15 protein-coding genes are annotated in these 14,233 nt (G+C 69.1%); 10 read left to right on the top strand and 5 right to left on the bottom strand.

What is annotated here, in order from left to right; all coding sequences use genetic code 11:
• The first annotated feature begins 41 nt into the window (after nt 1–41).
• From FHU13_RS05485 to FHU13_RS05475, 3 genes are all read left to right on the top strand, one after another.
• Nucleotides 42–1,181, top strand: coding sequence for a hemolysin family protein (locus tag FHU13_RS05485; RefSeq protein WP_183434877.1), 1,140 nt, complete (start codon nt 42–44; stop codon nt 1,179–1,181).
• An 80-nt stretch (nt 1,182–1,261) separates the two neighbouring features.
• Nucleotides 1,262–2,983 carry an apolipoprotein N-acyltransferase gene (gene lnt / locus FHU13_RS05480; protein ID WP_183434876.1) on the top strand — a complete coding sequence of 574 codons (1,722 nt, stop codon included), beginning with the start codon at nt 1,262–1,264 and terminating at the stop codon, nt 2,981–2,983.
• Between the two features lie 172 nt (nt 2,984–3,155).
• Nucleotides 3,156–3,914, top strand: coding sequence for a BA14K family protein (locus FHU13_RS05475; protein ID WP_183434875.1), 759 nt, complete (start codon nt 3,156–3,158; stop codon nt 3,912–3,914).
• Between the two features lie 116 nt (nt 3,915–4,030).
• On the opposite strand, the gene FHU13_RS05470 is transcribed toward FHU13_RS05475, so the two are convergent.
• Nucleotides 4,031–5,620 carry a catalase gene (locus FHU13_RS05470; protein WP_183434874.1) on the bottom strand — a complete coding sequence of 530 codons (1,590 nt, stop codon included), beginning with the start codon at nt 5,618–5,620 and terminating at the stop codon, nt 4,031–4,033.
• A gap of 147 nt (nt 5,621–5,767) precedes the next feature.
• Here FHU13_RS05470 and FHU13_RS05465 point away from each other — a divergent pair, with 147 nt between their 5' ends.
• The 3 genes from FHU13_RS05465 to FHU13_RS05455 all read left to right on the top strand — a co-directional run bounded on the left by FHU13_RS05465 (nt 5,768) and on the right by FHU13_RS05455 (nt 8,297).
• The gene (locus tag FHU13_RS05465) at nt 5,768–6,706 is read left to right on the top strand and encodes a LysR substrate-binding domain-containing protein (RefSeq protein ID WP_183434873.1); all 939 of its coding nucleotides are present in this window, start codon (nt 5,768–5,770) and stop codon (nt 6,704–6,706) included.
• 182 nt (nt 6,707–6,888) lie between these two features.
• Nucleotides 6,889–7,956 (top strand): AbrB family transcriptional regulator, encoded by a 1,068-nt coding sequence (locus FHU13_RS05460; RefSeq protein ID WP_183434872.1) that lies wholly within the window; start codon nt 6,889–6,891, stop codon nt 7,954–7,956.
• Nucleotides 7,953–8,297 (top strand): diacylglycerol kinase, encoded by a 345-nt coding sequence (locus FHU13_RS05455; RefSeq protein WP_183434871.1) that lies wholly within the window; start codon nt 7,953–7,955, stop codon nt 8,295–8,297. Before FHU13_RS05460 ends, FHU13_RS05455 begins: the two co-directional genes overlap by 4 nt.
• 129 nt (nt 8,298–8,426) lie before the next feature.
• Here the strand turns inward: FHU13_RS05455 and FHU13_RS05450 are convergent, their stop codons facing one another.
• Nucleotides 8,427–8,624: a hypothetical protein gene (locus FHU13_RS05450; protein WP_183434870.1), complete on the bottom strand. Its 198-nt coding sequence runs from the start codon at nt 8,622–8,624 to the stop codon at nt 8,427–8,429.
• Entirely contained in the window at nt 8,621–8,755 is a 135-nt protein-coding gene (locus tag FHU13_RS28180) for a hypothetical protein (RefSeq protein ID WP_281411588.1), read from the bottom strand. The genes FHU13_RS05450 and FHU13_RS28180 overlap by 4 nt, the downstream gene beginning before the upstream one ends.
• A gap of 348 nt (nt 8,756–9,103) precedes the next feature.
• Between FHU13_RS28180 and FHU13_RS05440 the strand changes: the two genes are divergently transcribed.
• Nucleotides 9,104–9,661: a metallophosphoesterase family protein gene (locus FHU13_RS05440; RefSeq protein WP_183434868.1), complete on the top strand. Its 558-nt coding sequence runs from the start codon at nt 9,104–9,106 to the stop codon at nt 9,659–9,661.
• 9 nt (nt 9,662–9,670) lie between these two features.
• Here the strand turns inward: FHU13_RS05440 and murI are convergent, their stop codons facing one another.
• Nucleotides 9,671–10,546, bottom strand: a complete 876-nt coding sequence (murI, locus tag FHU13_RS05435) for a glutamate racemase (RefSeq protein ID WP_183435101.1) — start codon at nt 10,544–10,546, stop codon at nt 9,671–9,673.
• A gap of 221 nt (nt 10,547–10,767) precedes the next feature.
• Between murI and egtB the strand changes: the two genes are divergently transcribed.
• The 3 genes from egtB (at nt 10,768) to FHU13_RS05420 (ending at nt 13,614) form a co-directional block, all read left to right on the top strand.
• Nucleotides 10,768–12,030 carry an ergothioneine biosynthesis protein EgtB gene (gene egtB / locus FHU13_RS05430; RefSeq protein ID WP_183434867.1) on the top strand — a complete coding sequence of 421 codons (1,263 nt, stop codon included), beginning with the start codon at nt 10,768–10,770 and terminating at the stop codon, nt 12,028–12,030.
• Nucleotides 12,031–12,072: 42 nt separating this feature from the next.
• Nucleotides 12,073–13,050 carry an L-histidine N(alpha)-methyltransferase gene (gene egtD, locus FHU13_RS05425; RefSeq protein ID WP_183434866.1) on the top strand — a complete coding sequence of 326 codons (978 nt, stop codon included), beginning with the start codon at nt 12,073–12,075 and terminating at the stop codon, nt 13,048–13,050.
• Between the two features lie 225 nt (nt 13,051–13,275).
• The gene (locus tag FHU13_RS05420; RefSeq protein ID WP_183434865.1) at nt 13,276–13,614 is read left to right on the top strand and encodes a hypothetical protein; all 339 of its coding nucleotides are present in this window, start codon (nt 13,276–13,278) and stop codon (nt 13,612–13,614) included.
• Nucleotides 13,615–13,624: 10 nt separating this feature from the next.
• Here the strand turns inward: FHU13_RS05420 and FHU13_RS05415 are convergent, their stop codons facing one another.
• The gene (locus FHU13_RS05415; RefSeq protein ID WP_183434864.1) at nt 13,625–14,065 is read right to left on the bottom strand and encodes a DUF779 domain-containing protein; all 441 of its coding nucleotides are present in this window, start codon (nt 14,063–14,065) and stop codon (nt 13,625–13,627) included.
• Nucleotides 14,066–14,233 lie beyond the last annotated feature (168 nt).

Raw genomic sequence — 14,233 nt, 5'->3', positions numbered from 1 at the left:
GAATTCTCCCGGCACTCCCGCCGCATCCAAACTAGAGACCCATGACCAACGACCGAAGTCGCGGCGCGGCCCTGGCCGCGCCAGCCGCGGACGCCGAACCCCCTCAACGCGAGGCATGGTACGATCGTCTGCTGAACGTCTTCCACTTGCGTCCGCGCGATTCCCTGCGCACCGACATCGAGGAGGCCCTGGCCGAGCCCGACACGGGCGAGGACGCCTTCTCCCCGCTCGAGCGGGCCATGCTCAAGAACGTGCTCGGCCTGCATAAGGTGCGGGTTGACGACGTGATGCTGCCCCGTGCCGACATCGTGGCGGTGGCCAGCGACACCAGCCTCGGCGACCTCCTGAAGCTGTTCCGCACCGCCGGGCATTCGCGCCTGCCGGTCTACGGCGAAACCCTCGACGACCCTCGCGGCATGGTCCACATCCGCGATTTCGTGGAATACCTCGCGACTCAGGCAGAGGCCGCTCCGCGCCGTCCGGTGCCGCAGGCGGTGGTCGATGGCGAGGCCAAGCCAGCGCCGCGCGCGCGCCGCACGGCCTCCGCCCGCGGTGCTCTGCGCAGCCTCGATCTCGGCAAGGTCGATCTCACCGCGACACTCGCCTCCACCCGCATCCAGCGTCCGGTGCTGTTCGTGCCGCCCTCCATGCCGGCCATCGACCTGCTGGTGCGGATGCAGGCGACGCGCACCCACATGGCCCTCGTCATCGACGAGTACGGCGGCACCGACGGGCTGATCTCGATCGAGGATCTGATCGAGATGGTGGTCGGCGACATCGAGGACGAGCACGACGTGGCCGAGGGCCAGCTCGTTAATCGCATGGAAGGCGAGGCGGAGGCTTATATCGCCGACGCCCGCGCCGGCCTCGCCGATGTGTCGGCGGCCACCGGCCTTGATCTCGTGACCGCGGTTGGGGAGCTCGCGGCCGAGATTGATACGATCGGTGGCCTGATCGTGACGCTGGCCGGCCGGGTGCCGGCGCGTGGCGAGCGGATCGCCGGCCCCGAAGATATCGAGTTCGAGGTGCTCGACGCCGATTCCCGGCGCGTGAAGCGGATCAAGCTCCAGCGGACGCCGGCCAAGATCGGCACCGTTGTGCCACTCGCCCTGCCGCCGCCGCGCCCGGTGCCTCAGGCGCACGAACAGGACACGGCCCCGGCCGCCGAAGCCGGGCGGTAGAGCGCATTTCGACGAAGTGGCTACCGGTTCGTCGAAAGAATGCGCGTCATAACAACCACAACGGAACGAAGCGAAAAGGCATGACCGCTCCGCTCAGCCGCGCGTCCGACGCCGGGATGCGTCCGGCTGCGGCGCGGATCGGTCCCATCGAGGCCATCGCGCACCGCATCATCCTGAGCCATGGTTGGATGCGGCTGGCCATCGCCGTCGCGGCCGGCGCCTGCGGTGCGCTGGCCATGCCACCCTATGGGCTGTTCCCGGCGCTCCTCGTCTCCCTCTCGGTCGCCGTCTGGCTGATCGACGGCGCGGCGGTCGGCGGCTCGAGCCGGCGCACGGTCTGGGTCTGCGCCGGGATCGGCTGGGCCTGGGGCTTCGGCTACTTCACCGCCGGCCTGTGGTGGCTCGGCGCCGCCTTCCTCGTGGAGGCGGACCAATTCGCCTGGGCGCTGCCGCTCGGGGTGATCGGCCTGCCGGCGGTGCTCGCCCTGTTCTTCGCCGCTGGCTTCGCCGGCGCTCGCCTCGTCTGGTCGCGGGGGGCCGGCCGCATCGCGGCGCTCGCCTTCGGGCTCACCGCCGCCGAGTGGCTGCGTGGGCACGTTCTGACGGGCTTCCCGTGGAACACCCTCGGCATGGCTCTGGGAGGCAACGTCTGGACGATGCAGGCGGCCTCGCTCATCGGCCTCTACGGCTTGACCCTGCTCGCCGTACTCATCGCCGCCGCGCCCGCAACGCTGGCCACCGGCGCGACCCCGAAGGCCCGGCTCGGGCCGGTGCTGGCGGCCCTCGTCGCGCTCGCGGGCCTTGCCGCCTACGGAGCGTGGCGCGTGCCCGCCTCGCCCGACCCGATGGTGGCGGGCGTGCGCCTGCGGCTGATCCAACCCAACATCCCGCAGGACGACAAGTTCGGTTCGGCGAATCGCGAGCGGATCGTCGGCAAATATCTCGAACTCAGCGACCGCGCGCTCTCGCCGGACCGGACCGGCATCGCCGACGTCACCCACCTGATATGGCCGGAATCGGCCTTTCCCTTCCTGATCCAACGTGATCCGGAGGCGCTCGGGCGGATCGGTGCGGCGCTTCCCGAGGGCAAACAGCTCATCACCGGCGCCGCGCGTGTGCGCGAACTGCCCAACGGCGAGCGGCTGACCCGCGAGAACGCCGTGTTCTTCAATTCAATTCTGACGATCGGCGCGGGCGGACAATTCGGCGACATCTACGACAAGGTTCACCTCGTCCCCTTCGGCGAGTACCTGCCGGGTCCCCTCGATGCGCTGCTGCGGGCGGCGGGGCTGCGCCAGTTCATCTCCGTCCCCGGCGGCTTCACCGCGGGCGACCGTGCGGGCCAGCGCATCCTCAACGTGCCGGGCCTGCCGCCGGTCGCTGCCACGATCTGCTACGAGGCGATCTTCCCCGGAGCGATCCTGCCGCCCGATCCGGTCGACGGTGCGCCGGCCGTGCCGGGACTGATCCTCAACCTCACCAACGATGCGTGGTTCGGCGACACGCCGGGACCGCGCCAGCACCTCGCTCAGGCCCGGCTGAGGGCGGTGGAGGAGGGGCTGCCGCTGGTGCGCGATGCCAATTCCGGCATCTCGGCGGTGATCGATGCCCATGGCCGGATCGTCGCAAGTCTTCCCCTCGGCATCGAGGGAGTGCTCGACGCGGGCCTGCCAGCAAGGCTACCCGGCCGCACCCTCTATGCTGCCTTCGGCGACGGGCCGTTTACCCTCGGCTTGATCGCATGCCTTCTCATCGCGCTCTCGGCCCGGCGCCGCCGGACGTGGCGGAACGTCGAGCCATGAAACCCTTCGCGGCTTGAGAAGCCGCTCGAAGAAGTGCCGCGACAAGTGCGCGACATTCAGCCAATCTTGGCCTTAGGATCAACCGTCATCTTACAGCGTTCTGAGAGTAAGGGTTCCGTATGCCGGCCAATGCCGGAGTGGGCCAATCTCACGATGTGCTGAAGGAATGACGATGAAGCGGATATTCATGGCCTCGGCCGTCCTTGCGGGCGCGCTGGCTTACCTCCCCGCGGTTGCCGATGCGCGGCCGATCGGCGTCGGCGGCTCCGGTGGGCTCGGCGGCGGCAATTTCCGTAGCGCCCTCGGAGCGGGCGGCGTGACCGGGTTCGGCCGCGGCGGCGGCTTCGCCGGGGGCGGTTTTCGCGGCGGCGGAGCCGGTCTTGCGGGCGGCTTCAGGGGTGGTGGTGCAGGCCTTGCGGGTGGCGGCTTCCGCGGCGGTGGCGCTGGGCTGGGCGCTGGTGGCTTTGCCGGTCGTCCCGGCTTCGGCGGCGTCCGTCCAGGCTTCGGCAACGGCGTGGCGGGTGTACGGCCCGGCTTCGGCGGCGTCCGTCCGGGCTTCGGCAACGGTGTGGCGGGTGTGCGGCCCGGCTTCGGAAATCGCGGCTGGTACGGCGGCAACCGCTGGCACAATGCCGGCTACTATCGCCGGGGCTATGGCTACGGCGGCCTGGGTCTGGGCCTGGGCGTTGGTGCCGGTCTCGGGCTTGCGGCCGGCGGCCTCTATGGCGCCTACGGCTATCCGGGCTACGGATACGGCTACGACGACGGCTACTACGCGCCGGCCGGCTATTACGGCACCGAGACGGTCACGACGGATGTAGCGACGGGCGACGACGATGCGGTGGCCGAGTGCGCCCGCCGCTTCAAGACCTACGATCCGCAGACCCAGACCTACATCGCCAAGCGCGGCGTGCGCCGCTCCTGCCCGTAACGGCAGAACGGGAGGCGCCGCTGTCGGCGCTTCCCTTTGTCCAAGAAGAAACCCCGCTCGGCCTGACGGTCGGGCGGGGTTTTTCATGTCAGCTCATGTCCAGCGGACCGTCTGCCTTACTCGGCGGCGACCTTCTGCGGGGCATTGCCGCCCTCGGCATAGGTCTCAGGCGCGAGGCGCTTGTGCGGGGCGGCGCGGCCCGGCAGCGGCGGCAGGGCCTTGGCCTTCTCCAGATCGATCCCGGCACCCTCAGCGACGCGGCGGCCGTAATCCTCGTCGGCGTGCCAGAAGTGCCAGACCATCCGCAGCTGGATGGCTTCCGGGCACTGCTTCATGTCGGCCACGAGGTTGGCAATCAGGTCCTCGCGCTCCCAGTCCTCGAAGGTCCGGTAGCGGTGACCCGCCTGGGCGTAGTCGTCCTCGGTGCGCGAGGTCTGGTAGCGGCCGAGATTGCCGCTGACCGGCTGGTGATATTCCTTCTTCTTCGGTGCCTCGGCGAGGCCCTCGCCAAGCGTCGAGGGCTCGTAATTGATGTGCTTGTTGGCGCCCGTGCCATCGACGCCGTAGGTCATCTGGCCGTCGCGCTGGTTCGAGTAGACCTTCACGCCCGGCTGAGGCGCGTTGATCGGCAGCTGCAGGTAGTTGGCGCCGACGCGGTAACGCTGCGTGTCCGAGTAGGACAGCGTACGCCCCTGCAGCATCTTGTCGTCCGAGAAGTCGATGCCGTCGACGAGCACGCCGGTGCCGAAGGCCGACTGCTCGACCTCAGCGAAGAAGTTGTCCGGCACGCGGTCGAGCACCATGCGACCGACCGGAAGCAGCGGGAACTGGTCCTCGGGCCAGCGCTTCGTGTCGTCCAGCGGATCGAACGAGAGATGGTCGTTCGGGCCGTCCGGCATGATCTGCACGCAGAATTCCCACTCAGGGAAGTTGCCGGCCTGGATGTTGTCGTAGAGGTCGCGCGTGGCGTGGCCGACATCCTTGGCCTGGATCTCGGAGGCCTGTGCGGAGGTCAGGTTGCGCACGCCCTGCTTGGGCTGCCAGTGGAACTTGCAGAGCACCGCCTCGCCCTGGTCGTTGACCAGCTTGTAGGTGTTGACGCCCGAGCCTTCCATCTCGCGGTAGTTGGCCGGGATGCCCCACGGCGACTTCAGCCACGTCACCATGTGGATCGCTTCAGGGTGCTGCGCCACGAAGTCGAAGAAGCGCCACGCCTCCTGGCGGTTCGTCACCGGGTCCGGCTTGAACGCGTGGATCATGTCGGGGAACTTGATCGCGTCGCGAATGAAGAAGACCTTGAGGTTGTTGCCCACGAGGTCCCAGTTGCCCTCGACGGTCTTGAACTTCACCGCGAAGCCGCGCGGGTCGCGCTCGGTCTCCGGGCTCTCCTTGGCGCCAGCCACGGTCGAGAAGCGCACGAACATCGGCGTCTTCACGCCGGTCTCGTTGAGGACGCGGGCGCGGGTGTACTTGGAGGCGGGCTCGTCGCCGATCTTGCCATAGGCCTCGAACCAGCCGTGGGCGCCGGCACCGCGGGCATGCACCACGCGCTCGGGAATGCGCTCACGGTCGAAATGGGTGATCTTCTCGATGAACTGATAGTTCTCGAGCGTCGCCGGTCCGCGCTCGCCGACCGTGCGCGTGCTCTGGTTGTCGCGGACCGGATGGCCCTGGCGGGTCGTCAGAATCGGACGGTTCTCGCTCATGCGTCACTCTCTCCTTGGGAGGCAGGGGCTTCAGGTAGGGTCGCTCGACGCACCCGCACAGCCTGGAACCATTCTGTTTCGGACGTATGACCCAGGCATGACCTGTTAGCAAATGCATCGTCACAAACGTTGTGATAGATGCAGCCTATGAATCATTCCGGGCTGTCCCTGCGCGATCTGGAATATGTGGTGGCCGTCGCCGACGAGGGGCACTTTGGTCGGGCCGCCGAGCGCTGCAACGTGAGCCAGCCAACACTCTCGGTGCAGGTTCGTAAACTGGAGAACGCGCTAGGGCTGACCTTGTTCGAACGATCCAACCGAGGCGTGTTGCTGACCGTGGCCGGACAGGGCATCGTCCGGCAGGCGCGCGTGGTGTTGGCGGAGGCGCAGCGCCTGCTGGCGCTCGCGATCGAGGGGCGCGGCTCGCCCCTGACCGGCCGGCTGGTGCTGGCCGCGATCCAGACGCTCGGCCCCTATTATTTCCCTCTCGTGCTGCGGCTGCTGCGCCAGGAATTTCCGCTGCTGACGCTGGCGCTCAGCGAGGCGCGCACCGCCGAGATCCTCGACGGGTTGCGCGACGGGCGGGTCGACGCGGCCTTGGTCTCGCTCCCGGTGGCGGCCTCTGGCCTCACGGTCTCGCCGCTTTTCGTGGAGCCGTTCAAGCTCGCTTGCCCGGCAGACCACGCCTTCGCCCAGGGGGCAGCCCCGCGGGCGGAAAACCTGAATGGACCGGACCTGCTGCTGCTCGACGAGGGCAACTGCCTGCGCGATCAGACGATCGCTGCCTGCGGCACCCTGAGAGGCGCCGGGCGTCACGCGACGAGTTTGGAGACTCTGCGCTCGATGGTGGCGGCGGGCGCCGGCTACACCCTGATCCCGGCTCTCGCCGTTCCCGCAGGCCCCGATCCGAGCGGGTTGACCGTGGTGCGCCACTTCGAGGGGGAGGGGCCCGGCCGCACCGTGGCGCTGGCTTGGCGCTCCAGCGATCCGCGTGCGGCCGGCCTCGCGCATCTCGCTGCCTTCTTCCGGGCGCACGCCCCGGCCGGCACCGCCGCCTGCGGGGAGGACGAGGGATATCGCGCCTAATCGTGGGAGGGAGAGGGCTGCCTGGCGTCATGTGCCCCTTGCCAGGCGCCGCGCCGCGGCGTGGCCGCTTCAGGGCGACGTCGCAGCCTCGCCGTGACAGTTCGGGCGAGAGCGTGTAGCGCGGGGCCTCGCGCGGATCCTTGTCCCGCGCCATCGTCCCCCGCCTTCCTGCATCCACCCCCGTGCCCGAGACCCGCATCCTCCTGCGCTGGACGGCGCTCGTCGCCGTTTCGGCCGCTCTCGCCTACGGCCTGAGCCGCGCGCATTTCCCCGCTGCCCTCCTCCTCGGGCCGATGCTGGCCGCGATCATCTTCGGCGTTCGCGGTGCCGGGCTCTCGCTGCCACGCCCACTGTTCGCGGCCGCCCAGGCGGTGATCGGCTGCCTCGTCGCCCACTCCGCGACCGCCGAAATCGCAGCGACCCTGCGCGAGGATGGTCTCATCATCTTCGCGGTCGTCGGCGTGACGGTGGTGGCCGGCGCGCTGACCGGGCTGGCCCTGACGCGGCTGCGCGTCCTGCCCGGCACGACCGCGGCCTGGGGCTCCTCGCCGGGCGGGGCCGCCGCCATGGTGGCGATGGCCGAGGATTACGGCGCCGACCCGCGCCTCGTGGCGTTCATGCAATATGTGCGCGTCGCCGCCGTGGTGCTCTCGGCCTCGCTGGCCGCGCGCCTCCTCGCCGATGGTCCCGGTTCAGCCGGGGCGGGCGCCCCGGGCGAGGGATGGAGCTGGGCCGGTCTCGCGGCCACGATCGCGGTCGCCGCGGCCGGGTTCGCCCTCGCGAGCCTGCTGAGGCTGCCCTCCGCCCCGCTGGTCGGACCGATGCTGCTCGGCGCCATCCTGCACGCCACCGGTGTCCTCGACATCGCCTTGCCCGGACCGGCGCTCGATGCCGCCTATGCGGCGATCGGCTGGTATGTCGGATTGCGCTTCAACCGGCGGACCCTGGACGAGACGCTTCACGCGCTGCCGGGCGTGCTGGCCGCGACAGGCGCGATCATCCTGCTCTGCGGGAGCTGGGCCTGGGTTCTGACCTACTGGCTGCCGATCGATTTTCTCACCGCCTTTCTGGCCACCAGTCCCGGCGGGCTCGATTCGGTGGCGATCATCGCCGTGGGTTCAAAGGCCGACGTGTCCTTTGTGCTCGCGGTGCAGACGCTGCGCCTGTTCGTCGTGCTGGCGACCGGCCCGATCCTCGCCAAGTGGATCGCCCGCGCGGTCCCGGGCGAGGCCCCGCGAGAGTCATCGTGACCGCCCTCTATCTCGCCTTCCTGAATTCCTGGCGCGGCCTCGTCCATGGCGGCCGCACCGAGCGGGCGGTGCGGCTCGAACTCGTCCTGCTGGTGCTCGGCCTGCCCGTGGCGCTCGTTCTCGGCGGCAGCCTGTGGGTCCGAGTGGCGCTGATCGCCAGCCTGCTGCTGATGCTCGGGGCGGAGCTCCTCAACACCGCCATCGAGAAGCTGTGCGACCACCTCCATCCAGACCGGCATGACCGGATCGGGATCGTGAAGGATCTCGCCTCGGCGGGCGCCTTCATGACCCAGGTCATCGCGGCCCTGATCTGGGGCGCGGCGGTGATCGACTGGTTCTAAGTGTCTCTCACAAAACTCACGCCGCACTGTCATCGCCAGAGCGAGAACGGTCAGAGACCGGGAGTTTTGTGAGGCACTCTAAGCCGGGAGGCCGTCAGCGGCTGCAGGGACGATGCGGTCGAGCATCGCTCAGCCGTCTTCCTGCTCGCTCCAGACGACCCAACCACCGCCGAACAGTGTGGCCGCGATGACGACCCACAGGCCGGTCCGACCGATCAGCTCGATCAGCCAGGCATGCAGCGCCGAGAGGCTGAGTTTCAGAAGGCAGTCCAGCACGCCGAGATAGAGAGCGAGCGCCAGAATCGCGACGGCGAGAGGGCGGCTCATCGATCCTCCGTCTCCTTCCAGAGGGCCCAGGCCCCTGCAAACACCATGGCTCCGATCAGGAGCCGCATCCCCGTATGACCGATCCGTTCGAGGAGCCAAGCATGGGCGGCGGACAGACTCAGGTCCAGCATCCACCCCCACGCCGTCAGGATCACGGCAGTGGCGACGACAATGAGGATTTTTGTCGAGACCGGCATAGCAGCGGCGCTAGCACGTTTAAGCAAGTGCACCGAGCAACCCGAGTGACACTTCGCCACGAGTCCTCGGAAAAATGCTGCAGCCTTCGGCCCATCCGCCGAGACCGCCGATCCCTTCGCGCGTGTACGGCCGGCCGATGGGCATCATTGTACCTTCTGTCACGCTCGGCCGCGGAGACAGGGCGGCGGGCGGTGCGTTGAGACGGGTTGAGACCGGCCGAGCCATCGGACGTTCCGGTTGCCTCGGCTCGCCGCCTTGTCTCACATCATCGTGAAGAACGCATGGCTACCTTCTTCATCGCCGACACGCATTTCGGCGACGCCCACCTCGTCGAGCGCCGACGGCGCGGCTTCGCCTCGGTGGAGGCGCATGACGCGGAGCTGATCACCCGCTGGAACGCGCGCGTGCAGGCGGCGGACGAGGTTTGGCATCTCGGCGACTTCGCGGCCCGTGCGAGCCGCGAGCATTGCGCCGCGGTGTTCGCGCGGCTGAACGGCATCAAACGGCTGGTGCGCGGCAACCACGACAGCAATCGTGTGCTCGATCTGCCGTGGGCCGAACCGCCGGTGGAAAGCGCCCGGATCGCTGTGGTGGATGAGGCGGGCCGGACGTGGCGGCTGTTCCTGGCGCATTACGCCCATCGGGCCTGGCCGGGCCTGTGGCGCGAGACCCGGCACCTGTACGGCCACACCCATGCGACGCTGGCCGACACCACCCGCTCCTGCGACGTCGGGGTGGATGCCTGGGATTTCTCGCCGGTCGGTCTCGCCGAGATCGTGGCGCGGCAGGATGCGGCGACGCTGGTGCCGGAGGAGTTGGCACCACGCGAATCGCGGTGACGGCTCGCCTCAGTTCACCGCCAGCGGCATCGCCTCGATCATCGTCTCGGAAAGTCCCCGCCGCCCGAGTGAATGGCCGAGGGCCGGAGTCAGCCCGGCCCCACCGGTGAACACGGCACGCGCGGGCGGCGCGTCGGGTGCCTGCACTGGCATCTCGCCGAGAAGCTGGATCACCCGGCGGGCGATGGCCGGAGCCGGGTCGATCCACGTGACCGACCAGGGGGCGAGGCGCTCGAACCGGGGCAGCAACAGCGGGTAGTGGGTGCAGGAGAGGCACACAACATCGGTGCGCCGGCCGTCCATCCCCTCCACGAAGCAGGGTTCGATCTCGGCCAGGATCGCCGCGTCCGAGACCGGTTCACCGGCCATCTCGGCCTCGGCATAGCCCGCGAGGTTCTTGGAGCCCACCAGCGTCACAGCGCAGTTTGCCGCAAAATTCCGGACGAGGTCGTGGGTATAGGCCCGTGCCACCGTGCCGGGGGTCGCGAGCAGGGAGACGAGGTGCGTGCGGGTCAGCGCTGCGGCCGGCTTGATCGGGGGCACCACGCCGACGAAGGGCGTGACGAAGCGTTGGCGCAGGACCGGCAGCACCAGGGTCGAGGCGGTGTTGCAGGCGATCACCACGAGGTCGGGGGCGTGGCGCGTCAGCAGCCGCTCCATCACCGCGATCACCCGCGCCACCAGCCGATCCTCGGTCAGCGCACCGTAAGGGAAGGCCGCGTCGTCCGCCGCGTAGACATAGGCTGCGTCCGGACGGGCGCGGCGCACCTGCTCCAGCACGGTGAGGCCGCCGAGGCCGGAATCGAAGACGAGGATGACCGGCTGCACGTTCCGCGCCGGCAATGCCGCCGAAAGGGTCGCCCCTGCCATTAGATCGATCCGCATGACCGCCGCCTTAGGCTCGCGCATCCATGGAAACCTTGGGGCGGCGAGTGTCCGGCGGCGACGGTTAAGGACACCTCACTGCGGCTGCAAAAAGGCCGCGCTTCGCAGGGGGCAGCGAGAGGTGCGACACGGGGTGCGACGAACAGCTTGGCGGGTCTCGACGTTGTCATAAGGCAATCGGCGTCTATTTCCGCCGCGCAACGGAGGAAGAGATTCCAACAATGGCAGCCGGCGCAGCACGTCTCACCCATTCGGAGAGCAGCGCGGCCTTCCCGCCGCCCCCGCTCGAAGCCCGCCCGATCGACCGCGACGCCTGGATCGCGGCCTTCCGCACCGTCCGCGACGAGACCGAGCGCCGCGCCGCCCCGCTCTCGCCGGAGGATCAGCAGATCCAGTCGATGGAAGATGCGAGCCCGACCAAGTGGCACCGGGCACACACGACATGGTTCTTCGAGCAGTTCCTGCTGCGCGAGCACCTGCCGGGCTACGCCCTCTACGACGAGCGCCTGCACTACCTGTTCAATTCTTACTACGTGCAAGCCGGGCCCCGGCAGCCGCGCTTCATGCGCGGGATGATCACCCGGCCGACCGCGGAGGAGACCGCCGCCTACCGCGCCCATGTCGATCGCGCGGTGACGGTGTGGCTGCGCGAGACCTCCGACGACGCGCTGGGGCGGGCACTGCCGATCCTGGAGATCGGCCTCTACCACGAGCAGCAGCATCAGGAGCTGATGTTCACCGATATCCTGCACGCTTTCGCGCAGAACCCGCTCGATCCAGTCTACGATTCCGGCTGGACGATGCGTGCCGCGCAGGCAAGTGCTGGCAAAGCTGCCCTCGAAAGAGGCATCACCCAGATCGGCCACGCGGGCCAGGGCTTCGCCTTCGACAACGAGAGCCCGCGCCACGACGTGCTCATGCTCGGCAGCACCATCGACCGTGGCCTCGTGACGAACGGTGACTGGCTCGCCTTCATGGCGGATGACGGCTACGCCCGGCCCGAGCTATGGCTCAACGAGGGTTGGCTCTGGCTGCAGCGCGAGGGCTGGGAGGCACCGGGATACTGGCGGCGGGACTCCGAGGGCTGGTCGATGATGTCGCTCGCCGGCCGCAAGGCCGTCGATCCCGACGTGCCCGTGACCCATGTCAGCTACTTCGAGGCCGACGCCTATGCCCGCTGGGCGGGCCGCGACCTGCCGACGGAAGCCGAGTGGGAGGTCGCCGCACGCGACGGCCTGATCGACGACGCCTTCGGCCTCGTCTGGCAATGGACCCGCAGCGCCTACGGCCCCTATCCGGGCTACCGGCCGGTGGCGGGGGCGCTCGGCGAGTACAACGGCAAGTTCATGTCGAGCCAGTACGTGCTGCGCGGCTCCTCGGTCGCCACGCCGGACGGACATGCGCGGGCCGGCTACCGCAATTTCTTCTACCCGCACCAGCGCTGGCAGTTCACCGGCCTGCGGCTCGCCGACGCGCGAGGCTGATCACCCGCCTCGCCCACCCTCCCGCGGTCCCGGAGTAAGCCTGTGACGATCGATCCCCGCCTGACGGCCTCCAGCCCCGCCGCTCCCATGTCCGAGAACGGCCTGTTCCTGGCCGATGTCTGGGACGGGCTCGGCGCAAGTCCGAAGGCGCTGCCGGCCAAGTATTTCTATGACGCGGCCGGCTCGGCCCTGTTCGAGCAGATCACCGCCCTGCCGGAATACTACCCGACCCGGACGGAACTCGGCATCCTCGACGAGCGCGGCCCCGACATCGCCGCGCTGCTGCCGGAGGGCGCGGCGCTCGTCGAGTTCGGCAGCGGCTCGACCGCCAAGCTGCGGCGCCTGCTGCGCCACCTGCCGGGGCTCTCGGCCTATCTCCCCGTCGATGTCTCGGGCGACTTTCTGCGCGAGCAGGCCGAGACGCTGCGCGGCGATTTCCCCGATCTCACCGTCGAGCCGGTGGTCGCCGACTTCACCCGCCCCTTCACCCTGCCGGAAGGTTTCAAGGGCCGGGCGCTCGCCGGCTTCTTTCCCGGCTCGACCATCGGCAATTTCGAGCCCGGTGAGGCGGCCCACCTTCTCGACGTGTTCGGGCGCATCCTCGGCACGGGCGCGATGCTGGTGCTCGGCGTCGACCTCGTGAAGGACCGGGCCGTGCTGGAGGCGGCCTACGACGACGCGGCCGGCGTCACGGCGGCGTTCAACCTCAACCTGATCACCCGCATCAACCGCGAACTCGACGGCGAAATCGACCCGGACAGCTTCGCGCACCGGGCCTTCTTCAACGAGGCCGCCTCGCGCATCGAGATGCATCTCGTCAGCCGACGGGCGCAGACGGTGCGCGTGGCCGGCCGCAGCTTCGCCTTCGCGGAGGGCGAATCGATCCACACGGAGAACAGCTACAAATACACCCTCGACGGCTTCCGGGCGCTCGCCGCCCGCGCCGGCTGGGCTTCGCTCGAGGCCTGGACCGATCCGGACGGGCTGTTCTCCCTCCACGCCCTGCGCCGCGAGGACTAAGCTCAGCCCTTCATTGCGTGACGGCGGTGTCCGGCGAAGCAATCGGGCATCGCCACAACATCGGCCGGCAACAAGGGCCGATCATGGTTAACGGCAACGCTTCCCAGGGGAGGCGAACGCTCCATGCGGAGCCGTTTCCATGCCCACGATCCTCGCCGCTCTTATCGCCACACCCCTCGCCACCGCCGCCGACGCCGCACGACCGATGCCACCGGGGAGGGCAAGGTGACGGGAACGCTGACCTGCGAAGCCCGCACTGATCTCGGACTCGTCTTCGGCACGGCGTGGGTCGCCACTTGCATCTTCGTCACCGAGGACGATCTGTGCCAGCCCTACGCCGCGCTGCTTCCGCCGCGCGAGGGCGAGGCGGGTCCGCGCATCGTGGCATGGCGGGTGTTCCCTGCCGACGGGACCAGCCGCCCCGGCCTCCTCGACGGTAGCTTCAGCACTGACGCCGCAGGCGCCCTGTGCGACAACACGGCAAGCCTCGCGCCGCTCGACGCAGGGAAGGAGCACGACCTGCGCCTCGCCGCGGAAAGCCGCACGGAGATCAGCCTGCGCTGACGACCCGCACTTACAACCGACAGGCTCCCGACAGCGCCTCGTTCTCGGCGCTGGTGAACAGGCGCGAGCGGATGTGGAAGCGCTTCTCGCGGCCATTCTCCAGCGAGAACATGCCGCCGCGGCCGGGCACCACGTCGAGCATGATGTGGGTGTGCTTCCAGACCTCGAACTGGGAGCGAGAGATGAAGAAGTCCGCGCCGCCGACCCGACCGAGATGCACGTCGCCGTCGCTCGTGATGAAGTCGCCGACGGGGTAGCACATCGGCGAGGAGCCGTCGCAGCAGCCGCCGGACTGGTGGAACATCACCGGACCGTACTCGGACTTGAGTTCCTCGATCAGTTCGAGCGCCGCGGGCGTGGCGGTCACCCGCAGGGGCGTGCCGGCCTTGTCGGCCTGCTCGGCGGTGGCGGGCTCGATCCGCTCGGCGGCGGGGCTCGCGGTCTCGCTCATGACTTCCCTCCCTGAACGTTCTCTTGTGGTTATCTGAGGCCGGGCCGGCGGATGTCCACGCGGCGGCAAGCGCCGCCGAGGATAGCAGACGAAGGCCGGCCGAACCGCCTGAGACGGCTCGGCCTTTCGGTCACCCTGGGGTGGCGTGAGGGCGGTCGGCCCGACTTT

Source organism: Methylobacterium sp. R2-1, from assembly GCF_014191355.1.
In the GTDB taxonomy this organism is placed as follows: Bacteria; Pseudomonadota; Alphaproteobacteria; order Rhizobiales; family Beijerinckiaceae; genus Methylobacterium.
This window is presented reverse-complemented; position numbering and strand designations above follow the sequence as displayed.